Origin of the sequence: Sphaerisporangium melleum, assembly GCF_014646695.1 — a bacterium.
Classification (GTDB): Bacteria; Actinomycetota; Actinomycetes; order Streptosporangiales; family Streptosporangiaceae; genus Sphaerisporangium; species Sphaerisporangium melleum.
Window position 1 is genome coordinate 112946 of record NZ_BMNT01000002.1, and the last position, 25235, is coordinate 138180.

A 25235-nucleotide genomic window follows, 5' to 3' on the forward strand; every position below is an offset into this window, starting at 1 on the left:
GGGGAGCCGTCGTACACGGTGATCCCGTCGAACGGGCTCCAGGTGCGCTGCGCCTCGCCGGTGAGGTACTGCCGGGCGACCGAGCGCAGCGGGTCGTCGAAGCTCGCCGCCGCGGCCAGGAAACCCTTGACGACGTCCAGCGGGCCGGCGTTCGGCTTGGGGGTGGCGGCGAGGATGCGGACGTACGGCTGGCTCAGCTCGTCGCCGCCGCGCCCGCCGCGGGCGGGGAAGACCGGGCCGCCGGTGGTCACCGTCGAGCAGGCGGCGCAGACCGCCGCGACGACGGCCAGCGCGACGGCCCGCACCACGCCTGCGGCCCGCGCCGGACGGACGCCTCTAGTCGCCATCGAAGGCCCCTTCGACGGCCGGGGACAGCACCGGCGTGGTGTGCCCGCGCCAGGTGCGCCGCATCTCGATCTCGGGCGGCACCAGTGGCAGCGGTGAGCCGCGCAGCTCGGCGCCGGCGTGCCGGGGCAGCGAGAGCCGGAACTGCGACCCCTCGCCGGGCGAGCCCCACGCCTGCAGCCACCCGCCGTGCAGTATGGCGTCCTCGCGGGAGATCGCCAGGCCCAGGCCGGTGCCGCCGATGGTGCGCGCCCGGGAGGGGTCGGCGCGCCAGAACCGGTCGAAGACCATGTTCTCCTCGCCCGCCTTGAGTCCGACGCCGTGATCGCGCACGGCGACCGCCACGGCGTCGCGGTCGGCGCCGAGCGTGACGATGATGTCGCGGCCCTCGCCGTGCTCGATGGCGTTGAACAGCAGGTTGCGCAGGATGCGCTCGACACGGCGGCTGTCGGCCTCGGCCATGCAGGGCTCGTTGGGCAGCCGCAGGTCGAGCCGGGTGGCCTTGCGCTCGGCGAGCGGCTGGGAGTCGCCGACGGCCCGCAGCACGACGTCGCGCATGTCGACCGAGTCGATGTCGAGGGTGGCCGCTCCCGCGTCGTACCGGCTGATCTCCAGCAGGTCGGCGAGCATCGACTCGAAGCGCTCCAGCTGCGCCTGCATGAGCTCGGCGGAGCGGGCGGCGGCCGGGTCGAAGTCCTCGCGGCTCTCGTACAGCAGGTCGGCGGCCATGCGGACGGTGGTGAGCGGGGTGCGCAGCTCGTGGGAGACGTCGGAGACGAACTGCCGCTGCACCTGCGACAACTCCTCCAACTGGTGGATCTTCACGGCGAGGGTGGAGGCCATCTCGTTGAAGGAGGCCGCCAGCCGGGCCAGGTCGTCCTCGCCGCGCACCTTGAGCCGTTCCTCCAGCCGCCCGGCGGCCAGGCGTTCGGCGGCCTGCCGGGTGAGCCGGACCGGGGTGACGACCTGCCGGGTGACCAGCGAGGCGACCGCCGCGAGCAGCAGCACCAGGACGGCGCTGACCGCGATCAGCCACTGCTGCACCTGCGAGAGGGTGTCCACGTCATCGGTGAGCGGGAAGAAGTGGTAGACCTCGTACTCGCCGTACGCGTCGGGCACCATGGCGCCGATGGCGAGCGCGGGCGTCGGCTGCGGGTCGCCCTGGTAGTACATCGAGGTGTACTGCGCCTGCGGCACGTTCTCGGCCTTGCGCACCGCGTCGCGCAGCCGCGGGTTGACGCTTTTGAGCGCGATGTTGCCGGTGCCGCGGTCCTCCCCCACCAGGCCGCTCAGGATGACCACGCTGTAGCGGCCGTCGCCGCGGCGGGCGAGCGCGTACGCGGCCTGGTCGACCGGCTTCTTCATCGCCGGGTCGGAGTCGTCGCCGTGCGCCGTCGCGGACTGCTGGGCGGTGCTGACCGCGGTCTGGGCGAGGTAGCCGGCCACGGTGGTGACGTTGGCCTGCGCCTCGGCCATGGCGGTCTGCCTGCGCCCGTCCAGCACCGCCGTCTTGATCATCTGCAACAGGAAGACCCCGAGCACCACGACCACGACCATGGAGATGACCAGTGTGCTGGTGACGACCCTCAGCTGCAGGGAGCGCCGCCACACGCGGCGCACCCGGCCGGCGGCGCGCCGAGCCCGCCGGCGGACGCCGCGCACGATCTGGCGCGGGGTCCGCCGGGTCTTCTTCTTCGGCTTGGGCCGTCCCGCCGGGGAGCGGGCGGCGCCGGTGGAGCCGGAAGAGGTGAGGGCCATTGGGGATGTCCCGGGGCTGCGTGCGAGGGCGGCGGGGGCCGCCTACGCCGGGCCGGCCTTGTAGCCGACGCCGCGCACCGTGACGACGATCTCGGGGTGCTCCGGGTCCTTCTCGATCTTGGCGCGCAGCCGCTGCACGTGCACGTTGACCAGGCGCGTGTCGGCGGCGTGGCGGTAGCCCCAGACCTGCTCGAGCAGCACCTCGCGGGTGAACACCTGGCGCGGCTTGCGGGCCAGGGCGACCAGCAGGTCGAACTCCAGCGGCGTGAGGTTGACGGTCTCCTCGCCGCGCTTGACCGAGTGGCCGGCGACGTCGATGGTGATGTCGCCGATCTGCAGCACCTCGGGCGTCGGCTCGTCGGTGCGGCGCAGCCGGGCGCGCACGCGGGCGACGAGCTCCTTGGGCTTGAACGGCTTGACGATGTAGTCGTCGGCGCCGGACTCCAGGCCGAGCACCACGTCGATGGTGTCGCTCTTGGCGGTGAGCATGACGATCGGCACGCCGGACTCGGCCCGGATGCGGCGGCACACGTCGATGCCGTCGGCGCCGGGCAGCATCAGGTCGAGCAGGACCAGGTCCGGCCTGGTGTCACGGAACGCGTCGAGCGCCTTGTCCCCGTCCGACACGAACGACGGCTCGAAGCCCTCGCCCCGAAGGACAATGCCGAGCATCTCGGCGAGAGCGGCGTCGTCATCGACGACCAGCACGCGTCCTTTCATGGCCCCTCATTCGTTCAGCGCAGTATGGAGGTGGCGGCGAAAGCCGTACGACCGACCGAAGGTTACCTGTGACGTACCACTGGGTGATAAACGACCGAACAATAGCTCCACCGAAAGCCGAATTTTAAGCGCAGGTTACGGAACCCGCCAATGATCTGCCGCGATGGGCTTCCGGCGTGGCGTGGCGCGCACCGGACCGTGCCCCTTCACAAGTCTGCGCCAAGCCGGGCGTATTCGGCCATCCCGGCGGGTGATCGTTCGGCCTGGTACCCCGGGCGGGCGTGCGACATGCCAGGATTGGGATATGTCAGACGGTCAGGGCTCCGCCCCGAGCACGCCCCCGGGCTGGGCGGAGAACCAGCCTCCGCCGCACGCCTCCCCGGGGCAGACACCGTGGACCTCCCCTGGCGACTCCGCCCCCCACGACTCCGGGCCCTCCGCCGGCCAGGCGCCTGCCGGCGCTCCCGGGCAGGTTCCTCCAGGTCAGGCAGGCCCGCAGGGGTACGCGCCGCCGTACGGGCCCCCGCAGGGCGGCCCGGCCCCCGGCGCACAGGCACCGTACGGACAGCAGAACCCGTACGCGCGGCAGCAGGGGCCGTACGGGCCGGGGCCGCAGAACGCCGGGTACGGCCAGGCGCCCTGGCAGGGTGCCGGGCACGGCTTCCGCCCGCCGCCGCAGGCGCTGCGTCCCGGCATCATCCCGCTGCGCCCGCTGGGGCTCGGCGACATCCTCGACGGCACCATCAAGCTCATCCGGTCGAACCCGAAGGCCACGCTCGGCCTGTCCGCCGTCGCCGCCGCGATCGGCACGCTCCCGCTGGCCATCGGCCAGGCGATGTACTACGGGTCGGTCGGCGGTCTCATCTCCGAGCCGGGCGCCCTTGAGACGGCCGACGAGGTGCCCCTGGGCGGGGTCATCGCCCAGTTCGGCGGCGCGCTGATCAGCGTGGTCATCCAGTTCTTCCTGGTCACCGTGCTGACCGGCATGCTGACGCGGGTGCTCGGCCGGGCGGTCTTCGGCGGGCGCGTCACCATCGGCGAGGCGTGGCGGCTCACCCGCTCGCGCCTGCCCGCGCTGTTCGGGCTGGCGCTGCTCACCGGCCTGATCGTCCTGGTGCCGTTCGCGCTCGGCGTCGCGCTGGTCGTCGGCCTGGTCGCGGCGAACGCCTCCGGCGGCGTCATCGCGTTCACCGTCCTGGTGCTCGTCATGGCCTTTGTGGCGTACGCGCTGTTCATCACCACGCGCCTCGCGCTGGCGTCCCCGGCGGTGGTGCTGGAGCGGCGCGGGGTGACCGACGCGATGCGCAGGTCGTGGCGGCTGGTCTCCGGCGACTTCTGGCGGGTGCTCGGCATCCTCGTGCTGACGCAGATCATGGTGTCGGTGCTCGGCGGCATCCTGTCGGTGCCGGTCACCATCGTGAGCATGGTCGTGTCGCTCGGCGGCCAGGGCTCCCTGGCCGCGACGGTGGTCACCACCGTCCTGTTCGCGATCGGCGGCGTGCTCAGCTCGATGATCACCTATCCGATCCAGGCCGGGGTCAACGGCCTGCTGTACACCGACCGGCGCATGCGGGCCGAGGCCTTCGACCTGGTGCTGCACACGGCGGCGGTCGAGCAGCAACGCCTGGGCTGGGTGCCGGCGACCGCCGACGAGCTGTGGCATCCCTCCCACGCCGCCGGCTCCGGCGTCCCCGGCTCCCCCGTGGCGCCGTGACGGTCCCCGCGGCCCTGGTGACCGCGGCGGCGCTGCTCGCGCCGGGGGACGGCATCGGGCGGGACGAGGCGCGGCGCCGGGCGGTGGAGGAGCTGGTCAAGCCCGAGTACCAGCAGGAGTCCCTGCTCGAACGGGCCTACCGGATGCTGCGGGAGTTCATCGACACCCTGATGGACGGCGCGCCCGGCGGCGTGCCGGGCGGGGTGCTGGCCCTGGTCCTGGTCCTGCTCCTGGTGGCCGGGCTGCTCGTCCTGATCGCCTGGCAGGCGCGCCGGGCGACGGGCGTGCGCCGCGCCGCCGCCGAGGGCCTGTTCGGGCCGAGGGCCCGCACGGCCGAGGAGCACCGGGCCGAGGCCGAGCGCATGGCCACCGAGTCCCGCTGGTCCGACGCCATCCGCGAACGGCTCCGCGCCGTCGCCCGTGACCTGGAGGACCGCGCCATCGTGACGCCGCAGGCCGGGCGCACGGCCGACGAGCTGGCCGGCGCCGCGGGCCGCGAGCTTCCCGCCCTGGCCCCCGCGCTCGCCGCCGCGGCCCGGCTGTTCGACGACGTGACCTACGGCCAGGTGCCCGGCACCGCCGAGGGCTACGGTTCCCTGGTGGACCTCGACGCGGCGGTACGCGCCGCCCGTCCCGCGGCGGCGGCCGCGCGATGACGCTCACCACCGCCCCCGCGCCGGCCGCCGGCACGTCCACGCCGGCCTCGCCCACCGCGGGCGGCCTGTGGCGCGGCAACCGGGGCTTCGTCCTGCTCGGCCTGCTCGTGGCGCTCGCCGCCGTGCTCGCCGCGCTGCTCACCGGCACCTCCTCGGGGAACGGCCGGCTGGACCCCGAGGACACGACGCTGAACGGCGGCAAGGCGCTCGCCCAGCTCCTGCGCCGGCAGGGCGTCCAGGTCGAGCGGGTGTCCACGGTGGCCGACGCCGGGCGGCTGGACGGGCCGGGCACCACGCTGATGGTCACCGACACCTCCTTCCTCTCCGACGAGGAGCTCCTGCGTCTGGTGAGCGGCCGCTCGCACCTGCTGATCGTCGGCGCCCTCCCGGGGCTCGACCGGCTGGCCCCTGGCGTCACCCCGCTGAGCGAGGCGACGCCGCGCTCGCGCGAGCCCGCCTGCGCCCTGCCCGCCGCCGTGCGCGCCGGCAGCGCCCACCTGGGCGGGACGACCTTCACCGGTCCGCGCGGATCGATCGGCTGCTATCCGGGGCCCGACGGCGCGACGCTGGTCCACGTCCCCACGGCGCGCACGATCACCGTGGTCGGCGACGGCGCGTTCATGACCAACCAGCGGCTCGCCGAGGACGGCAACGCGGCGCTGGCGATGAACCTCGCGGGAGCCCGGCCCGTGCTCGTCTGGCTGGTCGCGCCCGACCGGCCGCGCCCGGTGCCGGGGTCGGGAGAGGCCACCCTCTCCGAGCTGCTTCCGCCGGGCATCCCGTGGGCGGTGGCCCAACTCGTCATCGCCCTGCTGGTGGTGGCGTTGTGGCGGGGCCGCCGCCTCGGCCCGGTGGTCGTGGAACGGCTGCCCGTGGTCGTCCGCGCGGCCGAGACGGTGGAGGGCCGGGGCCGGCTCTACCGCGCCCGCCGCGCCCGCGACCGGGCCTCGGCCACGCTGCGCGCCGCGTGCGCCGCCCGGCTCGTCCCGCGGCTCGGGCTGCCCGCGGACGCGGCCCCGGACGAGATCATCGCCGCGACCGCGCTGCGCACCGGCCAGGACGCGGTCTGGGTGCGTTCGGTCATGTACGGCCCGCCTCCGGCCGACGATGCCGGGCTGATCGCCCTGGCGGGCCATCTGGACACCTTGGAAAGGCAGGTACGAGAGCCGTGACCACACCTCCGCCCGGAGCCCCCATGAGCGGACCTCCCGGTCACTCCTGGCCCGCGACGCCCTACGCGCCTTCCGCGACCGCCACACCGGAGCCGGCCGGCGGCACGCCGTCCCCGGTGAACGGCCCGGCGCAGGCGGGCCCGCAGGGGGCGGCGCCGGAACCGGTCCCCGGCGAGGCGACGGTGCCGGGACGGATGACCGCGCAGGGTGTCACCGCCGTCGCGCCGGTCAGGACCGGCGGCGACCAGGCCAGAGACGCGCTCGGGGCGCTGCGCTCGGAGGTCGCCAAGGCGGTGGTCGGCCAGGACGCCGTGGTCACCGGGCTGGTCATCGCCCTGCTGTGCAAGGGGCACGTGCTGCTGGAGGGCGTGCCGGGCGTCGCCAAGACGCTCCTGGTGCGCACGCTGGCGACCACCCTCGCCCTGGACTTCAAGCGGGTGCAGTTCACCCCCGACCTCATGCCGGGCGATGTGACCGGCTCGCTGGTGTACGACGCCAAGACCGCCGAGTTCGCCTTCCGCGAGGGCCCGATCTTCGCGAACCTGCTGCTCGCCGACGAGATCAACCGCACGCCGCCCAAGACGCAGGCCGCGCTGCTGGAGGCCATGGAGGAACGGCAGGTCAGCGTCGACGGCGCGCCGAAGGGGCTGCCCGACCCGTTCGTCGTGATCGCGACGCAGAACCCCGTCGAGTTCGAGGGCACCTACCAGCTCCCCGAGGCGCAGCTCGACCGGTTCCTGCTCAAGCTCACCGTGCCGCTGCCGCACCGCGACCAGGAGATCGCGGTGCTCGAACGGCACGCGCTCGGCTTCGACCCCAAGGACCTCTCGCACGTCAAGCAGGTGGCCTCCGCCGCCGACCTCGCCGCCGGACGCGCCGAGGTGGCCCGGCTGCACGTCGCCCCCGAGGTGCTCGGATACGTCGTCGACCTGGCCCGCGCGACGCGCATGTCCCCCTCGCTGCAGCTCGGCGTGTCGCCGCGTGGCGCCACCGCGCTGCTGGCCGCGGCCCGCGCGTGGGCCTGGCTGTCGGGGCGCTCCTATGTCACACCGGACGACGTCAAGGCGCTGGCCAAGCCCGCGCTGCGGCACCGCGTCCAGCTGCGCCCCGAGGCCGAGCTGGAGGGCGCGACGGCGGACGGCCTGCTCGACGGCGTCCTGGCCTCGGTCCCGGTCCCCCGCTGATGGCGCTCACCGGCCGCGCCGGGCTGATCGCCGCCCTCGGCGCGATCGCCGTGCTCTTCGCGCCGCGGCCCGCCTACGCCGTGCTCGGCCTGCTCCTGCTGCTCGCCGCGCTGGTCGTGGTGGACCTGTCGCTCGCCGGGAGCGTCCGCCCGCTGCGCCTGCGCCGCGGTGGCGAGCGGCTCGTCCGGCTCGGCGAGCAGGTCGCCGTCGAGCTGATCGTGGAGAACCCCGGGCGCCGCCGCGTCCGCGGTGTGCTGCGGGACGCCTGGCCGCCCTCGGCGGGCGCCTCGCCCCGGGTGCAGCGGCTGGACGTCCCGGCCGGTGAACGCCGCCGCCTGGTCACGACGCTCGTGCCCACCCGTCGCGGCGACCGGGAGGCCGTCACGGTCGCCGTACGCTCGCTCGGCCCGCTCGGCATCGCCGCACGCCAGGGGTCGCACCACGCGCCCTGGACGGTCCGCGTGCTGCCGCCCTTCCTCAGCCGCAAGCACCTGCCCGCGAAGCTGTCGAGGCTGCGCGAGCTGGAGGGCCGGCACCCGGCACTGGTACGCGGCCAGGGGACCGAGTTCGACTCGCTGCGCGAGTACGTCGTCGGGGACGACGTGCGGTCCATCGACTGGCGGGCGACGGCGCGCCGCGCGGACGTCGTCGTACGCACCTGGCGCCCGGAGCGCGACCGGCGGGTGCTGATCGTGCTGGACACCGGCCGCACGGCGGCCGGCCGCGTCGGCACCGCCCCCTTCCCGGCCGCCCCCACCCCTGCCGGGACGTCCGGCGCGGCGCGCGAGCCGGGCGGGTCCGGGACGTCCGCCGCGGGGTGGCCGCGGCTGGACTGGTCGATGGACGCGGCGCTGCTGCTGGCCGCCCTGGCCACCCGCGCGGGCGACCGCGTCGACTTCCTCGCCCACGACCGCACGGTGCGCGCCTGGACGTCGGGGGCGTCGCGCACCGACTCGCTGGCCGCGCTGGTCAACGTGATGGCGCCCATCGACGCCGAACTGGTCGAGTCCGACTCGGCGGCCATGGTGGCGGCCGTGCTGGCCCGCGCCAAGCGGCGGTGCCTGGTGGTCCTGCTCACCGACCTCAACCCGGCGGCCATGGACGAGGGCCTGCTGCCGGTGCTCCCGCAGCTCGCCGCGCGTCACCTGGTGCTGGTCGCCGCCGTGGCCGACCCGCGGGTCGCCGAGATGGCCGCCGGGCGCGGCACGGCCGAGCTGGTGTACGACGCGGCGGCGGCCGAGCACCTGCGTGGGCAGCGGGCGCGTCTGACCGCCCGGCTGCGCCGGCACGGCTGCGAGGTCGTCGACGCCGCCCCGGACGACCTGGCCCCCGCCCTGGCCGACGCCTACCTCTCCCTCAAGGCCGCCGGCCGCCTTTAGCGTCCTTCGCGGCGGACGGAACGCCGGTCGTCACGGGGCCGGGTTCCGGAGGGCCGCCGGGCGGAAGCTCGTCTCGAAGAGGTCGGTGAAGGTCTCCTGGAAGTCGTTCCAGTCGCTGTTCAGGTTGCTCACCAGCACGCGGGTGCCCTGCCGGTCGCCCATCGCGTACGACATCGAGCCCTGGATGTAGCCGCCCCCGCCCCAGAGCGTGACCCCGCTCGAGAGCCGCTGGGAGTAGACGCCAAGGCCGTACCGGGTGTTCGGCACCCAGCCCGAGCCTTCCGTCGAGACGGTGGTGAACATCTCCTTCTGCGGACCAGGCGGGAGCAGGCGGCCGCCGAGCAGGGCGCTCAGGAACCGGTGCAGGTCCGAGGTCGTCGAGACCATGCCCCCGGCGGCCCCGGCCCAGCTCAGGTCCGCGCCGGTCACGTCGTGGACATCCGTGGGAAGGCCGGCCTCGTCGGACTTCGAGTAGTGCCGGGCGTGCGGGTCGCGCATCGTGTCGCCGGGGCCCGGCAGGTAGGTTCCCGTCAGGTGCAACGGGCGGGCGATGCGGCGGTCGATCTCCTCGGCGAGAGTCGAGCCGGTCGCCGCCTCGATGATCATTCCCACGAGAGTGTAGTTGATCTTGGAGTAGATGAAGCGCCCACCCGGCTCTTCGGGGCTTGGGGGCTCCTGGCCGAGGATGGCGTCGGGAAGTCCGCTGGTGTGGTTGAGCAGCCGCCTGATTGTGATCTTGGTACCGTCCGCGCCGAGGTGCTCCTCCACGACGCCGGGCAGCCACATGGCCACCGTGTCCGCCAAGGACAGCCTGCCTTCGGCCACCAGTGACAGGACCACCGTGCCGGCGAACGCCTTGGTGAGGCTTCCGATGCGGAAGTGCTCACCCGGCCGGCGCTCGCGGCCGGTCGTCATGTCGGCCACCCCGGCGGCGCCGAACCACGGTACCGCGTGGCCGTCTCTGAGCTCGGCGACGATGCCGGGACCACCGCCGTCGGCCACGGCCCGGTCGAGCACGCGCTGGATGTCGGTGCGGCCTCGGCCGGTCGCGGAGGCGGAGGCCATCATCGCGGCCCCGCAACGGTCAGGGTGACGCCGAGCAGGCTCACGTGGGCACGGAACATGGAGAATCTGCCTCCTTGGGCAGGAAAGAAGAACCGGAGGTCGGAGAGGGCGAGGCCAGGCACGACCGTGACGGTGCGGGCCATGCGGGCAGGTGCGTGAAAGGCGCTGAAGGCTGCGGGAGAGTGCCGTCGGCCGATTTGTACGGATCGTCCCGGCGTCGTCGTCGGACGTGCCCGTTACGGGGTGGGGACGTGGCCGATGAGGCGGCTTCCGCCGCATCGGCGGGCCATCGCGGCCATCTTCATGTGCTCACAACCGTGCTTTCGACCGGGACGAGGCCGGTGCAGGTGGTTACTCTGTCGCGTCGTTCCGCTCGATGGTGTCGTTCGCGATGGCGTTCTGGACGCGGGTCAGCAGGTCGGTGCGGTCGACGCCGGCCAGGGCAAGGGCGCGTGGCACGGTGCCGACCTCCGCCCGCAGGATCCCCAGCAGCAGGTTCGCGGGCCGCAGGTCCTTCTTGCGGGAGACCGACGCGAAGCCGCGCTCCACGGCGAGCTTGGCGGTGGCGCCGAGGGCGGGCGGGCGCTTGGGCGTTCCGCTCGGCCGGGGGAGGTCGAAGGAGGCGCGGGACACCCCGACCGTGCTCAGGCTGTGGTCGAACTCCCGGTCGAGGGCGGCGCTGATCGCCTGGTGGTCGAGGCCGGCGGAAGCCAGGACGCGCTGCGGGATGGTGCCCTCCTCGGCCGCGATGGCCAGCAGGAGGTGCTGCGCCTCGACCGTGGCCGACCCGTGCCTGCGCGCCTCGATCCCTCCCTCCATGAGAATCGTATGGAGGTACGCGTCGAACGGGCTCATGGTGAACGTCTCCTCAAGTTGACGCCTGCGTCGATGAGGCGCTTGGCGTGCTTCCTGTGGACCGCCTGGCGGGTCACGCCGAGCGCCTCGGCGACCTGCGGCCAGCTCCAGCCCGCGCGCATCGCCTGCTCGACGGCGGCATCCTCCAACTGATCGGCCAGGCGCCGCAGCGCGACCACGGCCGCCAGCGCGTCGTCGGCGGCTTGGGGGACGGGAATGTCACTCGCGGGCATGCAAGCAACATTAATTGACTAATCTCCAATCAGTCAACATGAGTTGCCTATAAGGGCGGGCCGCTCGCCTCCTCGCCGCCCGCGGGCGTCCGTACGAGACCGTCAGAAGCCGAACCCGCCGGGGCGGCCGTTGCGGTCGGCGAGCAGGCCCGCGAGGGTGGAGATGGCGATCTCCGGGGGTGTCTTGGAGCCGATGTTCAGGCCGATCGGCCGGTGCACCCGGGCGACCTGCTCGGGCGGCACGCCGCGCTCGGCCAGCGCGGCCACGTGCGGGGCGGTGTGCCGGGGGCTCCCCATCACGCCGATCCACCGGCAGGGGTAGGCCAGCAGCTCGTGCAGCACATCGCCGAGCTCGGGCCGGTCGTGGTCGGTGACCACCACGTCGGCGGTCGCGTCGAGCCACGCGGGCACCTTGGCGACCACCTCGGCGCCGTTGGTGGCCTCCTCGGCACGACCGGAGTCGGGCTCCAGCAGGACCGCGCGGTACCCCAGGTCGGCTCCGTACCGCAGCAGATGGTCCGCGACCGGGGAGGCGAACACGGCGACGAGGACCCGCTCGCCGACATGGGACGCGTCGGGGACCACCTCGCCATGGGCGACCGCACAGGCGGGATCGGCTTCGTGGACGTGATCGTCATGCGAATGCGCCATGCCCGCAGTCTTCCACGCGCCTTCCCTCCGCACCCTGGACGACCCGCGCCACGTTCACCCGTGCCACGAGACCGCGCGAACCGCCTCGGGCGTGCCTGGTGATCGCCGTACAGCGGCACCGATGGGAAGAAGACACCCGGCGAAGGTGAGTGGTCACAGCACGGGAAACGGCGAAGCGGGGTGCGGGCGGAAGCTCCCCTATCGTGTGATCTCGCGGCCGGAACGTCCCGCCGCGGAGCCGAGAAGACCGGCAGGAGGACGCCAGCGGTGCGGAGACTGCTCGTACGGGCCTGGCGGGCCCTGCGGCCGGTGCAGTGGCGGCTGCTGTGGTTCGCCCACGCCAAGTTCATGGTGGGGGTGACCGGCGTCGTCCGGGACGAGCAGGGCCGGGTGCTGCTGCTCAAGCACCGGTTCTGGCCCGAGGGCCGCCAGTGGGGGCTGCCCGGCGGGTGGGCGAAGAAGGCCGAGACCTTCGAGGACACCCTGGTCCGCGAGGTGCGCGAGGAGACCGGGCTCGACATCCGGGTGACGGGCCTGGCGTACCTCAGGAGCGGGTACCGCCTGCGGGCGGAGGTGGCGTTCGAGGCCGTGCTCACAGGCGGTTCCATCGCGATCGACTCGTTCGAGGTCCTGGAGGCCCGATGGTTCGCCCCCGACGACCTACCCCCCGGCGTCCGCGAACCCCACCTGGCGCTGATCAACGGCCACCCCTGCTGACCCGGCGAGGCGTCATCGCAGCGGAGCGGTCCCGCTCACCGGGGCCCAACGGCAACGGCGCCGAACGGGGAGTTCGGCTGGGAGGACCGCCGCGACCGGCTGAGCGGAACCGGTCGCTCCAGGCCGGTCGCACGTCAGTGCGTGCTCGCCTGGTCAGGGCAGACGTCGGAGGCGGCTACCTCGGTGACGTTCCGCGGCCACTCTTCGGAGCTCGGCGGGCCACCCGCGCGCCGGCACACGGCGGCGGCGACCCGGTCGGCGTCCAGTTCGTGGGTCCGCAGCACACCGTCCTGGGTGGCGGTGACCAAGGTACGGCCGTCCGGGCCGAACGCCAGGGTGATCTGGCGCTCGTCGGCGACCAGCGCCTCGACGATGTGCCCCAGGGGCTCCCGCGTGGTCTCGTCCCACAGCCGGACGCCACCGCCGGCCTCCACGGTCGCGATGAGCCGCCCGTCGGGCGACCAGACCGGTGCCCATCCCCCGGCCGGGGTCTCGGGGAAGGCCCGCCCACTGGGGCCGGTGAAGTTCGCGTCCCAGATCGACAGCCTGCGGGCGGCGAGCGAGGTGATCGCCACCTTGCGGGCGTCCGGGCTGAACGCGAAGGCGCCGATGTCCAGGCTCCAGGTGCCGCCCGGCCGCCGGACCGGCGTGAGCGTGGCCGGGTCCACGAGCTTCGGCTCCGGGGAGGTGCCGGCGACCAGCAGCCCTCCGTCCGGACGGTACGCCATGCCGACCGCGCCGATCACGCCCTGGGCGGACCGCGCCTGCCGCCGCCGTAGGTCCCACACTTCAATGGGTACGGCCGGCGGCTCATCGGGGGCGACGGCGAGTGTGGCACCGTCCGGGGCGAACGCCAGTTCCCTGACAGCAGCGGCCCGGCGGTCCGCCAGCAGGAACGAGGTGAGCACCGTGCCGTGGGCGGTCTCCACGAGGGTCACCCCGGCGGGCGGCGGCGCGCCCCCACCCCCGCTGCCCGCGGCGCTCGCTCCGGCCGCAGCCGGCCCGGGGCGCCCGCCGGTGCGCGGAGCGGCTCCGATGGCGAGCCGGCCTCCGTCCGCGCTGAACGCCAGCTTCGGAGGAAGGAACCCTTGCGTCACGTGGATGGGCTGCCCGATCTGACGGGCGCGGCGCACATCCCAGAGCCACACGGTGCCGACGTCGGCGCGGGCGAGCACGCGGCCACCGGGGCCGAGCAGAGCCGTGGCGAGGGTGGACGCGGACGGCGGCACCGGCCGGTCGAGCAGGGAGGCCACGTCCAGGGTGAGGACGGTGCCCAGCACCGTCAGGACCCGCACGGAGCGGCCGTCCGGGTCGAAGCGGAGCCGCTTGATCTGGACGCCGAGGCGACGGGCCACCACGACCCGGGAGTCCCTGCTGCGCAGCACGACCAGGTCGGCGTTCTCCCAGGTGCCCACCAGCCCGTCGTGCCGGCCGAAGGCCACGGCGTCGGCGACCGGCCCCGCGCCGTCCCCGGGCAGCGGCGCACCGGACCGTGCCGACCGCATCAGCAGCATCACACCGTCGCGCCGGACCGGGGAGTTGGGGGAGCCGGGGACGAGGGGAGCCGTCATATCGGCGTCGACGCGTCGCGTCACGGCGATGGTGCGTCCGTCCTCGGCGAACCGAACATCCGTGACGTCCTTCTTGAGCGGCAGCCAGCCGGCCTTGAGCCGCCGGCCCGACCTCAGGTCCCACAGCTCGGCCCGGCCGGAGCCACCGGACGCGACGACGCCGAGGGTGCCATCGGTGTCGACCGCGTCCACTCCGGCTCCGGACCCGGTCCGCAGACGCTGCCGGCGGCCGGCGTCCCACCACCGCGTGTGCCCGTCGGCTTCCGGGATGGCCAGCAGCCGCCCGCTGGGGCCGAACTCCAACTCCTGGGGGTAAGGCGACGTACCCGGACCGAAAGCGTCTCCCTGTGGGGCGCCGGTGGCGACGTCCCACAGCCGGACGCCGGTGTCGTCCTGGACGGCCAGCACCTTGCCGTCAGAACGCAGCGCGGCCTTGCGCGCCGTCCGGCTCACCCCGGTGAAGCGCCGCAGTTCCCGGTGGGCGCGGACGTCCCACAGCGTCGCCTGGCCGTCTCGTACCGTGACGAGGGTGCGCCCGTCGGCGCTCAGGTCGTAGACGGTGGCCGCGGTGGCCGCCGGGTCGGCGAAGGAGTCGGTCATCACCTGCGACCGCGCGTCGTACAGCGCGCCGAGCGACTGCGGCAGCCCCGGCGCCAGCCGCCAGGCGGCCACGCTCATCAGCATCGCGAGCCGGGGGTCGGTCTCCCGCAGGTCGGCGGCGCGCAACGCGAGCGAGCGGGCGCCGCTGTCGTCACGTTCGCGGGCGGCGACCCGGCGGAGGTACTCCGCGAGCCCGCCGCCGGCGACGGTGAGCACCAGCAGGACGGCCAGCGTCGCCGCCAGCACGCCCCGGCGCCGGGACGTCCGCCGGACCAGCGCGGCGGAGGCGTCCAGGTAGTCGCGTTCCAGCGGGATCAGCATCACGTTCCTGCGCTCGGCCGCCGCCCACCGCAGCGCCCGGTCCAGGCCCGAGCCGTGCAGCAGATCACCGGATTTGCGGCCGAGGCGGTCCCAGGCGCGGGCGGCCTCGGTGAGCCGCCGGTGCACGGGCAGCCCGGCGCGGTCCTCGGCCAGCCACTCCCGCAGCCGGGGCCAGGCGTGGATCAACGCGGGATGCGCGAGCGTGTAGGTGGCATCGGCCTCGACGATCAGTCCGGCGGCGCCGTACACGTCGAGCAGCGACGACGCCGGGCCGCCGGTCGTCAGGTCCGGCAGTTCCTCGCGGGGGACGTGCCTGATGCTCTCCTCGCTGTCCTCGGCCGCGGCGACCATGCGCAGGAACACCTCTGGCGCGACGGTGCGCTCGCCCTCGGAGAGATCCTGGTAGAGCTCCTCGGCGAGCGTGCCGAGGTCCGGCTCGCCGCCGCCCGCGCCCGCCGGAGGCCGCAGCATCGCCGCCACGCTGCCGCCGGCCGGCAGCAGGTCCTCGTCTCCGCCGGACGCGACGCCGGTCACCTCGTCCAGCAGGCTCAGTAGCAGCTCCCGCGCCGACGGCCGGGCCAGCGGGTCGCGCGCCAGCGCGCCGGCCACCGCCTCCCGTAGCGTGCCGTCCAGGACGCGCAGGTCCGGGCGGAAGTCCAGCACCCGGGCGACGGCCGCGAACGGCTCCAGCCCGGGAAGCGCGTCGCGCCCGGTCGCGGCGAACAGAACGGTCAGCCCGAAGGCCCAGACGTCGGCCGCGGGTGTCGCCTCGTGCCCGGCGAACAGCTCGGGGGCCATGTAGTTCGGCGTGCCCACGATCGGGCCGGTCGTCGATCCGGTCAGCCCGACCTGCCGGGCCACCCCGAAGTCGATCACCCGTGGCCCGTCGGGGCCGAGGATGATGTTGTCGGGCTTCATGTCCCGGTGGACGATGCCCGCCCGGTGGATGGCGGTCAGCGCGGTGGCGACCCCGATGGCCAGTCGCAGCAGCAGGTCGCCGCGGTACGGACCCGCCTGGCCGATCACCTGCCGGAGGTTCGGCCCAGCGACGTACTCGCTGACGATGAACGGCTCGGGAAGGTCGGTTCTCGCCTCGACCACCCGGGCCGTGCAGAACGAGGCCACCCGCCGGGCCGCGGTGGCCTCCTTGGCCAGCCGGGCCCGCGAGGAGGCGTCGTCCACCCGGGGCACCTTGACCGCGACCCGCTCGCCCTCCTCGCCGTACGCCTCGTAGACCACACCCTGGCCCCCCGCTCCGAGCCGGCCCGCCAGCCAGTAGCCGCCGAGCCGTTGCGGGTCGGCGGGGGTGAGCGGTGACAGGGGCATCGGCGGCCTCCCGTGGTATATAGGCATGCGGTCGTCCGGATGTCGTGCCATGCCGCACCAGGAGATTGCCATGCGTTTCCAGATCATGGGGCCCTTACGGGTGCGAGACGGAGAGCGTGATCGCACTCCGGCGACGCCCAAGCACCGTGATCTGCTCGCCGTCTTCATCCTGAACGCGGGCCGCCCGTTGACGCCCGCCCGTCTGCGGCACCTGCTGTGGCCACGGGAGGACGGTGATCGGTCCGACTCCCTGGTGCGGGGCTATGTGGGACAGCTGAGGCGGCTGCTCGGCGAAGGCGCGATCACGACGTCGGCCGGCACGTACACGCTGGTGATCGGGGACGACGCGCTGGACGTCGACCGCTTCCGGCGGCTCGTGGAGCGGGGGCTGCGCGCGGCGCGGGGCGGGCGTGACGAGCAGGCACGCTCGGACCTCACCGAGGCGCTGGACCTGTGGCGGGGGCCGGTGCTGGAGGACGTGGACCCCGACGGGCACCGGTGGGTGGAGACACCGGCCCTGCGGGAGGAGCTGGAGGAGCTCCGTCTGCTCGCCCTGGAACGGAGCGTCGACCTCGATCTCAAGGCCGGGCGCCATCGCGAGCTGGTCCCCGGGCTGCGTGGTCTCACCCGGTCGCATCCGCTCTGGCAGCGCTTCCACGGGCAGTACATGCTCGCCCTCTATCGCAGCGGACGCCGGGTCGAGGCGCTGGAGACCTACGCCCGGCTGCGCGCGGCGCTGGACGAGGGACATGCCATCGAGCCCGATCCCGAGCTGCAGCTCCTCTACCATCGGATGCTCCACGACGACGTCTCTCTGCACGTCTCCGCCGGTCCGCCCGTGCTCCTGCCGCATGACATCGCCCACTTCACCGGGAGGCGGGAGCCACTGGAACGCCTCGACCGGCTCACGGCGGACGCCGCGACGCCGGCCCGGGTCGTCATCCACGGACAGGCGGGCGCGGGCAAGTCGGCGCTGGCCGTGCACGCCGCGTGGCAGGCGCGCGACCGCTTCCCCGACGGCCTGTTCTACGCCGACCTGCGCGGTGACCACGGCCACCCCGCCGACCCGGGCGCCGTCCTGGAGGACCTGCTTCGCTGGCTCGGCTGCCCGGCGCAGGCCGTGCCCGCCGGGCTCGCGGACCGCGAGCGGCTCTTTCGCGCGTACACCGGCGGGCGTCGCCTGCTGCTGCTTCTCGACAACGCGGCGGACGAGGCACAGGTGCGCCCGCTGCTGGCCTCCTGCCCGACGTTCGTCACCGCCCGGTCGGCGCTGGCCGGGCTCGCCGACGCCGTGCGCGTGCCGGTGGAGGTCCTCGGCGACGACGACGCGGCAGAGGTCCTGACCCGGCTGATCGGCCCGGAGCGGGCGAAGGCGGAGCGACCCGCCGTGCTGAGGCTCGCCCGGCTCTGCGGCGGGCTGCCGATGGCCCTGCGCGTCGCCGGCGCCCGGCTCGCGGCCCGGCCGGAGTGGACGGTGGACCATCTCGCCGGGCTGCTGGCCGACGAGCGACGGCGGCTGGACCTCCTGCACGCGGGCGACCAGACGGTGCGCGGCGTCTACGCGATCGGCTACGAGGGACTGCCCGGCAAGGCGCGGCGCGTGCTCCGCTCGCTCGGGGCGCTCGGCGCCCCCGACTTCGGCCAGTGGGTGGCCGAGGTGTTCGGCGACGACGCCGAGACGCTCGTCGACGCGGGACTCCTGGAGACGCACACGATCGACGTCGCGGGTCAGGTCCGCTACCGGCTGCACGACCTGACCCGGCTGTACGCGCGGGAGCAGCTCCTCGCCACCGGCGGCCCGGACGCCGTCCGTGAGACGCTCGCCCACGTGCTGGCGGTCGCGCTCACGCTCGTACGGGCCTCGCGGTTCCCGCTGCTCTCAGGGATGGCCCCCGGCCCCGGCACGTCGTTCGCCACCACCGACATCCGTCGCTCGGTGACCTGGCTGGCGGCCGAGCGGGGCTTTCTGGCCTCGCTCGTCGACGACCTGCACCGGGCCGGGCTGTGGGACGGCTGTGCGCGTCTGGCCCACCTGCTCGTGCCTTTCCTGGAACGCCACCGCTTCCTCGGCACCTGGCGGCGCACCGGCGAGCAGGCCCTTTCCGCGGCGCGCCAGGCGGCCGACCCGCACGCCGAGGCGCTGGCGCTGCGCGACCTCGGCGACCTGCACCGCGCCGAGCGACACTGGGACGCCGCCCACGAACGGCTACGGCTGGCCCTTGGCATGTTCATGCGGGCCGGCCGGGCCGGGCACGTCGCGCAGACCCGGCGCCGGCTCGGGCAGGTGCTCCTGGAGCAGGGCCGGACGGCGGACGCCGAGCGCAACCTCACCGCCTGCCTGTCCATGCTGACCGGCGGCGATGGCGACCCCGACGCCGCAGGTACGGGCGGCGCGGCCACGAGTGAGCGGAACGCGGGCGAGATCGCCGAGGCGCGGCGGGCGCTGGGCGCCGTGCTGTTTCGCACCGGCCGCCTGGACGACGCCGCCGGGCAGCTTTCCGGGGCGGTGTCCTTGCTGTCCGGTCTCGGCAACCGGCACGGCGAGGCCGACGCGCTCCTCGACCTGGCCGAGGTCAATCTGGCGCAGCGGTCGGCTCTCACGGCGAGGTCCCTCGGGGAACGGGCCAGGGGGATCGCCGTCCGGCTGGGCGACCGGCTGCTCGACGCGCGCGCCCTGCTGACGCTCGCCGAGGTCGATCTGGCCGAGGGGGCAGTGGACCGCGCCGCTGAACTGGCCGGTGAGGCGCTGCGGATCTGCCAGGACGTCTCGGACGAGCACGGGCGGACGCGTGCCCAGGACCTGCTCAGGCGGGCGGAAGCGCACCGGCCCTCCCCCGCCCGGTGAGTCCACGGCGCGACGGTCACGCCACCCGTGCCGCGACACCGCCGGCCTGCAGGAGCGCTGGACGGCACAGAGAGGGCTGTGAGCGGCCGTCCCGTCGAATCGGGGACGGCTCCGAGGGCTGAACAGAAGCTCAACATCTCCTCAACACGGCCCGGCCTACCTTCCTCTCACACCGGCAACGAGAGGAGCACCGAAATGAACACCACCACCCGCCTGCGTACCGGCGCCGCCGCCCTCGCTCTCCTGGGCGCCGTCTCCGCGACGACCCTGGCCCTGCCCTCGGCGGCCGGCGCGGCCTCCGTCGGCAACGCCACCGTCACCAGCGCCACGGTCGCGAACGGCGTGTCCGCCTACGCCATCGCGCCGGCCGCGGTGGCCGTTCAGACGGTGCGCGAGGCCGCCTCGCCCGCCGGGGTCCTGAAGAGCGTGCGGCGCAACTGCGGCTGGGTCACCTGCTCCTGGTACATGTCGAAGAAGGTCACCAGGAACCTGAAGGACATGATCGGAGCGGGCACCACCCTCACCACCGGCGCGGCGTACATGATCTGCAGCAAGATGGGCCACCCGGTCAGCGCGGCGGTCTGCGCGGCGGCCATCCTGGCCAAGGGCGCCTCGGCCGCCTACCACATCACGGCCGCGAGCAACCGGGGCGGCTGCTTCGTCACCCGCGTCAACATGGCGTACCTGTTCTCCGGCGTCACGGCGCTCCAGCTCGTCAAGGGGATCACCTTCGATGACGTGCCGCTGCGCAACAAGTACTGCGACGCGAGCTGACGTCGGTGCCGACGGGCGGCCGGTGCCGTTCAGCGGGGGCGGCGGCTCGCACGGGCCGCCCGGCACCGGCGCCCTCCGGCGGCCCCGACCGGCCCGTCTCGACTCTCGATGCCCGGACCACGGCGCGTCACCGGCCGTGGTCCTGGCATCGGCCTGCTGTCGATCGCCCAGGACGAGGCGGGGCGAGGGGACGCGACATAACTCCGATATCGGGTGCGCTGCCCCGAAAACCGCACTGATTCCCGGCGAGAGACGAGATATCGTCTTCGAGGATCTTTGTCCTGGGGGCCCGCGGCGATCCGGTGGTGGGGACGCATGCTCAATCGATGGCCACTGTTGATGCTCGGCGTGGTGCTGACGATCGTCGTCTTCGGCGTGGTCGCCTTGCTGACCGCTCCCGACCCACTGAAGGCCGCCGAGCCGAGCGGCCGGCGGAGCGCACTGCCCACGCACAGCGCCGTGGTCACGCCGCCCGAGACGACATCGACGCAGAGCCCGACGGTCACCTTCGAAGGCGGGACGCTCGATCCGGCGCCGGACCCCGCCGCGCCGGCGTCCGTCCCGCCCAGCACGGCGCCGGTCACGCCCGCCGCGCAGGAGGGCCCGGAGGCCGTGGCGCAGCGGTACTTCGCCGCGTGGCTGGCCGGGGACTTCGCGGCGATGGCCGGGCTGGTGGCCGACCCGCCCGCCGACTTCGCCGACCGGCACCGCAGGTTCAGCGCCGAGTTGCGCGTCGCCTCGCTCACGCTCAGCCCCGGATCACTCCGCCGCCAGGCAAGCGACGCCGCCGAGGTGCCGTTCCAGGGAACGCGGCAGATCACCGGGCTCGGCCGCTGGGACTTCTCCTCGGTGCTGCAGCTGGGCACCCGCGGCGGCGCGTGGAAGGTGCTCTGGGCCCCCGAGACCCTGCACCCCTCGCTCAAGGACGGCGGCGGCCTGCGGCTGACGGAGACCAAGGCCGCCCAGCCCGCCTGGCTGACCCGTGAGGGCAAGGCATTCCCCTCCGACAGCAGGGCCGGCGACTACTTCCCCGGCCTCGGCGCCACCACCGTCCGCCTCACCCTGGAAGAGGTGCCCTCCGGGAAGGTGCTGCTCTCCTCCCCCGCCCCGCAGGGGCAGGGGACCAGGACGACGATCTCCGGGCCGGCGCAGAAGGCCGCGGCGCGCGCGCTGGACGGCGTCGGGCCGGCCGCGGTCGTCGCGCTCGACTGGCGCAGCGGCCAGGTGCGGGCCGTGGCCGACACCCTCGGCGGCAGGCGGGCGTTCAACGGGCTCTACCCGCCGGGGTCGTCGTTCAAGGTGGTGACCGCCGCCGCGCTGCTGCGTTCCGGGCTGACGCCCGAGGCTCAGGTGGCCTGCCCCGGGACCTACACGATCCCGGACGCCAGGAGCTTCCACAACGACGGGAACGCCGACCACGGGACGGTGTCCCTGACCAGGGCCTTCGCGCTGTCGTGCAACACGACCTTCGTCCGGCAGGCGTACGAGCGGCTGCGTGACGACCGGCTGCGCGCCGAGGCCGCCGACCGGTTCGGCTTCCGGGAGAAGCCGGGGCTGAGCTCGTGCCGCATCCGGCCGCAGGCGAACCTGGACGAGCTGGGCGCCGACGCGATCGGGCAGAACTCGGTGCAGGGCAGCCCGCTGTGCATGGCCGAGGTGGCGGCGGCGGTGGCGAGCGGCACCTGGCGGCCCGCCGTGCTGACCGAGCAGCCGCCCGCCGGCTCCCCGGCGCCGGTGCCGCTCGACCCGGGGATCACCGACGGGCTGCGGACGATGATGCGCGCCGTGGTCACCGAGGGAACGGCCTCGCGGGGAGGGCTGCCGTCCGGCACCTCCGGCAAGACCGGCACCGCCGAGGTGCAGGGCGGCTCCCCGCACGCCTGGTTCATCGGCTACCGGGACTCGCTGGCCTTCGCCGTCTTCGTGCAGAACGGCGGCAGCGGCGGCGCGGCCGCGGTGCCCATCGCCGCGAAGTTCCTCAAGGCCTTGTGAGCCTTCCGCCGACACCGGGAGCATCCCGGGCGCGGCCCCGCGAGCATGCGGGAAGAGGTTCCGAACGGGTTCGGAACGAGCCCTCGGGCGTTCCGGAACCAGGACTCTGCGCGTTCCAGGGCGACGCGCGCAGCTTCGCAGCACTGCCCTTCGGCGTTCCGGGGACCAGGGCCCTGACCGTTCGAGGGCCAACGCGCCGAGCGCCGGAGCACGTCGTCCCAGGCGGGGCCCAGGCTGTGGCGCCGTCTCAGGTGGAGGGGGCGACGTCGGGGGCGTGTTCGATGTCGCCGGTCTCGCCCGCGCGCAGGGCACGGCGGCCGAACCAGATGACATAAGCCAGGAACGCGGCCTCCGCCGCGACGCCGATGCCCACGCGCGCCCACGTGGGCAGGGCTGACGGGGTGACCATCGCCTCGATCAGGCCGGACACCAGCAGCACCACGACCAGCCCGATGGCGACGCTGACCACGGCCCGCCCCTGCTCGGCCAGCGCTTCGGCGCGCTTGCGCGGGCCGGGGTCCACGGCCGTCCAGCCCAGGCGCATGCCGACGGCGGCGGCGAGGAAGACGGCCGTCAGCTCCAGCAGGCCGTGCGGGGTGATCAGGCCGAAGAAGACGTCCAGCCGGTCGCGCGAGGCCATCAGGCCGCCCGCGACCCCGACATTCGCGGCGTTCTGGAACAGGATGTAGGGGATCGGGATGCCGAGCAGGACCGACATCGCGATCACCTGCATCGACACCCAGGCGTTGTTGATCCAGACCTGCCCCGCGAACGCGCCCGCGGGGTGCTCGGAGTAGTAGTCGGCGAAGTCGTGCTCGACGAGCTGCCTGATCTGCTCGGGCCCGGCGACCGCGGCCTGCACGTCGGAGTTGCGGGCGATCCACACGCCGATCACGGTCGAGACCACCAGGAACACGGCGGCCGAGCCCGCCCACCACCAGCGGGCGCGGTAGGCCACCACGGGGAAGGAGACGGTGAAGAACCGGATGAACTCCCGCCAGGCCGGCGTGTGCGCGCCCGTCACGGCCGAGCGCGCCCGCGCGACGAGCGCCGACAGCCGGCCCACCAGGAGCTGGTCGGAGCCGGCGCGGACGATGGACAGGTGGGTCGCCACGCGCTGGTAGAGGTCGACCAGCTCGTCCACCTCGGGGCCGGTCAGCGAGCCGCGGCGCCGCACCAGGGTCTCCAGGCGGTCCCAGGTCGGCTTGTGCACGGAGGCGAACGCGTCGATGTCCACGCACGGAAGCCTATTGGGCCGATGGATAGGGTGGGGGCGTGGCAGATGTGGTGACCGGTGAGGCCGTCGTCGTCGAGGTGCGGGTCGCGCAGCTGCCGAGCCGCGCGGTGGCTCTGGTGATCGACATGGCGGTGCAGTTCCTGGCGATCCTCGGCCTGTCGAAGCTGCTGGGCATGCTGACGATCGTCACCGAGGAGGCCGCCACGGCCGCGCTGACGATCCTGCTCGGCGCGCTCGTCATGGTCGGCTACCCGGTGATCTTCGAGACGCTGAGCCGTGGGCGCAGCCTCGGCAAGCTGGCGCTCGGGTTGCGGGTGGTCGGCGACGACGGCGGGCCCGAGCGGTTCCGGCAGGCGATGTTCCGCGGGCTGGCCGGTCTGCTGGAGTTCTGGCTGCTCTTCGGGGCGCCCGCGCTCATCGGTTCGCTGATCAGCGAGCGCGGCAAACGGCTCGGGGACGTCTTCGCCGGCACGATCGTGATCTCCGAACGGGCCCCCCGGCAGGCGCCGCCGCCCGAGATGCCGCCCCCGCTGGCCGCGTGGGCGGCCACTCTGGAGCTGTCCCGGCTGCCCGAAGGACTGGCCGCGACCGCGCGGCAGTACCTCGCGCGCTGGCACGACCTGGCTCCGGTCGTGCGGCACGAGATGGGGGTGCGCATCGCCGGGCAGTTCGCCTCCTACGTCTCGCCGCCGCCTCCGCCCATGGCGCCGCCCTACGCCTACCTGGCGGCCGTGCTGGCCGAGCGCCGCCGCCGGACCCTGGAGCGGCTGACCCGCCAGGCGGGGTCGCCGCCGTCCGTCCCGCACGGCGGAACGCCGTACCCCCAAGCGCCGTACACCGGAACGCCGTCCACCGCGACGCAGTACGCCGGGTCCGCGCACGCCGGGTCCGCGCACGCCGGGTCCGCGCACGCCGGGCCGCAGTACGCCGGGGCACCGTACACCGCCTCTCCGTACGCCGGCTCCCCGCAGCCGGCCGCCTCCCCGGCCTTCGGCGGGCCCTCCGCGCCCCCGATCCCACCACCTTTCTCGCCGGCTCCCCCGCCATGGACGGGGTCCACAGCCCCGCGCTCACCGGGGGAAACGGGTCCGGCAGCCGGCGGTTTCCCGCCGCCCGCCTAGATTCGGGCCCGGCTTTCTGCATATATCAGCCAAGAGGGGGCAAGTGGCCGCTGTCGGGCCACTGGGGCATTGGCCCGGCACGTGGGAACGGGTATGGCCGGCGCGTGAGGGAGAGGACGTGCCGGCCATACCCATGCTCAGGCCCGCCGCGGAGCCGGTGAGCGGGCAGGCGGGAGGCGCCGCCGGCCAAGGCTGCCTCTGCTGCCCGCCGACTGCAGGTAAACCGGGTTTCGGACAAGTAGCGCGGGCAACCACCTAATTAAGTACGAGCCTGCTTTCCGCCATGAAACCGAATGAGGTGCACCACGACCTCGTACCTGGACACTCCGCCTGGCCCACTGACCGTGGGCGTCGAAGAGGAGTTCCTGCTGATCGACCCGCGGAGCGGGCGCCCCAGGCCCGCCGCCGGTCAGGTGCTGCGCCGCATCGGCGGCGCGTCGTCCTGCCAGATCGTGCCCGAGCTGACCCGATGCCAGGTCGAGACCAACAGCGGCGTGCACACCGACCTGCGCGAGCTCGCCCGTGATCTGCTGCGGACCCGCGAGCTGGCCGCCGCGACGGCGCGAGAAGAGGGCGCGGGCCTGGCCGCGTGCGGGACCGGCCTCGCCGAGTGCGGCGGCATGCCACCGCTCAGCCCGTCACCGCGCTACTGGCGGATGTACGGCGAGTTCCGCACCCTGCTGTACGGCCAGGGAGTGTGCGGCTGCCACGTCCACATCGGCGTCGCCGACCGCGAGGAGGCCGTCCAGGTCAGCAACCAGGTGCGCCCCTGGCTGCCGCTCCTGCAGGCGCTGACCGTCAACTCCCCCATCAACGACGGCAGGGACACCGGCTACGCGAGCTGGCGGGCGATGCTGTGGGCGCGCTGGCCGACCGCCGGCCCACCGCCGTTCTTCTCCTCGGCCCGCCACTACGACGACCTGCTGGACGGCCTGCGGGCCACCGGGGCGATGCTCGACCGGGGGATGGTGTACTGGCTGATCCGGCTCTCCCACCACC

At 74.1% G+C, this 25235-nt stretch carries 20 protein-coding genes; 11 read left to right on the top strand and 9 right to left on the bottom strand.

Annotated elements, in window-relative coordinates; genetic code table 11:
• The 3 genes from IEY93_RS02340 to mtrA form a co-directional block, all read right to left on the bottom strand.
• On the bottom strand, positions 1–347 hold a 347-nt coding region (locus IEY93_RS02340; protein WP_506344916.1), incomplete at its 3' end, for an LpqB family beta-propeller domain-containing protein.
• Complete coding sequence (mtrB, locus tag IEY93_RS02345) at positions 337–2103, bottom strand: MtrAB system histidine kinase MtrB (protein ID WP_189161259.1); 1767 nt, start codon at positions 2101–2103, stop codon at positions 337–339. The genes IEY93_RS02340 and mtrB, both read right to left, overlap by 11 nt.
• Positions 2104–2145: 42 nt before the next feature.
• Complete coding sequence (gene mtrA, locus IEY93_RS02350) at positions 2146–2823, bottom strand: MtrAB system response regulator MtrA (RefSeq protein ID WP_184979185.1); 678 nt, start codon at positions 2821–2823, stop codon at positions 2146–2148.
• A gap of 304 nt (positions 2824–3127) precedes the next feature.
• On the opposite strand from mtrA, the gene IEY93_RS02355 reads away from it, so the two are divergent.
• The 5 genes from IEY93_RS02355 (at position 3128) to IEY93_RS02375 (ending at position 8928) form a co-directional block, all read left to right on the top strand.
• On the top strand, positions 3128–4537 hold the full coding sequence (locus IEY93_RS02355; protein WP_189161260.1) for a DUF7847 domain-containing protein: 1410 nt from the start codon (positions 3128–3130) through the stop codon (positions 4535–4537).
• A complete protein-coding gene (locus tag IEY93_RS02360; protein ID WP_189161261.1) occupies positions 4534–5193 on the top strand; it encodes a DUF4129 domain-containing protein in 660 nt (219 codons plus the stop codon). The genes IEY93_RS02355 and IEY93_RS02360 overlap by 4 nt, the downstream gene beginning before the upstream one ends.
• Positions 5190–6365, top strand: a complete 1176-nt coding sequence (locus tag IEY93_RS02365; RefSeq protein ID WP_189161262.1) for a DUF4350 domain-containing protein — start codon at positions 5190–5192, stop codon at positions 6363–6365. The genes IEY93_RS02360 and IEY93_RS02365 overlap by 4 nt, the downstream gene beginning before the upstream one ends.
• 194 nt (positions 6366–6559) lie before the next feature.
• Positions 6560–7549 carry an AAA family ATPase gene (locus tag IEY93_RS02370; RefSeq protein ID WP_189161381.1) on the top strand — a complete coding sequence of 330 codons (990 nt, stop codon included), beginning with the start codon at positions 6560–6562 and terminating at the stop codon, positions 7547–7549.
• A complete protein-coding gene (locus tag IEY93_RS02375) occupies positions 7549–8928 on the top strand; it encodes a DUF58 domain-containing protein (protein WP_189161263.1) in 1380 nt (459 codons plus the stop codon). Before IEY93_RS02370 ends, IEY93_RS02375 begins: the two co-directional genes overlap by 1 nt.
• Positions 8929–8958: 30 nt before the next feature.
• Here the strand turns inward: IEY93_RS02375 and IEY93_RS02380 are convergent, their stop codons facing one another.
• The 4 genes from IEY93_RS02380 to IEY93_RS02395 form a co-directional block, all read right to left on the bottom strand.
• Positions 8959–9996, bottom strand: a complete 1038-nt coding sequence (locus IEY93_RS02380; RefSeq protein ID WP_203968334.1) for a serine hydrolase domain-containing protein — start codon at positions 9994–9996, stop codon at positions 8959–8961.
• A 348-nt stretch (positions 9997–10344) separates the two neighbouring features.
• A complete protein-coding gene (locus IEY93_RS02385) occupies positions 10345–10848 on the bottom strand; it encodes a Clp protease N-terminal domain-containing protein (protein ID WP_189161264.1) in 504 nt (167 codons plus the stop codon).
• The gene (locus IEY93_RS02390; protein WP_189161265.1) at positions 10845–11081 is read right to left on the bottom strand and encodes a hypothetical protein; all 237 of its coding nucleotides are present in this window, start codon (positions 11079–11081) and stop codon (positions 10845–10847) included. The genes IEY93_RS02385 and IEY93_RS02390 overlap by 4 nt, the downstream gene beginning before the upstream one ends.
• 102 nt (positions 11082–11183) lie before the next feature.
• Positions 11184–11732, bottom strand: coding sequence for an XdhC family protein (locus tag IEY93_RS02395; protein ID WP_189161266.1), 549 nt, complete (start codon positions 11730–11732; stop codon positions 11184–11186).
• 267 nt (positions 11733–11999) lie between these two features.
• On the opposite strand from IEY93_RS02395, the gene IEY93_RS02400 reads away from it, so the two are divergent.
• Complete coding sequence (locus IEY93_RS02400; protein ID WP_189161267.1) at positions 12000–12449, top strand: NUDIX domain-containing protein; 450 nt, start codon at positions 12000–12002, stop codon at positions 12447–12449.
• 134 nt (positions 12450–12583) lie between these two features.
• Here IEY93_RS02400 and IEY93_RS02405 read toward each other — a convergent pair whose 3' ends face one another.
• The gene (locus tag IEY93_RS02405; RefSeq protein WP_189161268.1) at positions 12584–16267 is read right to left on the bottom strand and encodes a WD40 repeat domain-containing serine/threonine protein kinase; all 3684 of its coding nucleotides are present in this window, start codon (positions 16265–16267) and stop codon (positions 12584–12586) included.
• 70 nt (positions 16268–16337) lie between these two features.
• Here IEY93_RS02405 and IEY93_RS02410 point away from each other — a divergent pair, with 70 nt between their 5' ends.
• From IEY93_RS02410 to IEY93_RS02420, 3 genes are all read left to right on the top strand, one after another.
• Entirely contained in the window at positions 16338–19112 is a 2775-nt protein-coding gene (locus IEY93_RS02410; RefSeq protein ID WP_189161269.1) for an AfsR/SARP family transcriptional regulator, read from the top strand.
• A gap of 195 nt (positions 19113–19307) precedes the next feature.
• Positions 19308–19886 (top strand): hypothetical protein, encoded by a 579-nt coding sequence (locus tag IEY93_RS02415; protein WP_189161270.1) that lies wholly within the window; start codon positions 19308–19310, stop codon positions 19884–19886.
• Between the two features lie 315 nt (positions 19887–20201).
• On the top strand, positions 20202–21878 hold the full coding sequence (locus tag IEY93_RS02420; RefSeq protein ID WP_189161271.1) for a penicillin-binding transpeptidase domain-containing protein: 1677 nt from the start codon (positions 20202–20204) through the stop codon (positions 21876–21878).
• Between the two features lie 247 nt (positions 21879–22125).
• Here IEY93_RS02420 and IEY93_RS02425 read toward each other — a convergent pair whose 3' ends face one another.
• Positions 22126–23115 (bottom strand): stage II sporulation protein M, encoded by a 990-nt coding sequence (locus tag IEY93_RS02425; RefSeq protein WP_189161272.1) that lies wholly within the window; start codon positions 23113–23115, stop codon positions 22126–22128.
• A gap of 38 nt (positions 23116–23153) precedes the next feature.
• Here IEY93_RS02425 and IEY93_RS02430 point away from each other — a divergent pair, with 38 nt between their 5' ends.
• Positions 23154–24236: an RDD family protein gene (locus IEY93_RS02430; protein ID WP_189161273.1), complete on the top strand. Its 1083-nt coding sequence runs from the start codon at positions 23154–23156 to the stop codon at positions 24234–24236.
• Positions 24237–24529: 293 nt separating this feature from the next.
• Positions 24530–25235, top strand: a 706-nt coding sequence (locus tag IEY93_RS37730; RefSeq protein WP_229690789.1) for a carboxylate-amine ligase, incomplete at its 3' end; no start/stop codon positions are given.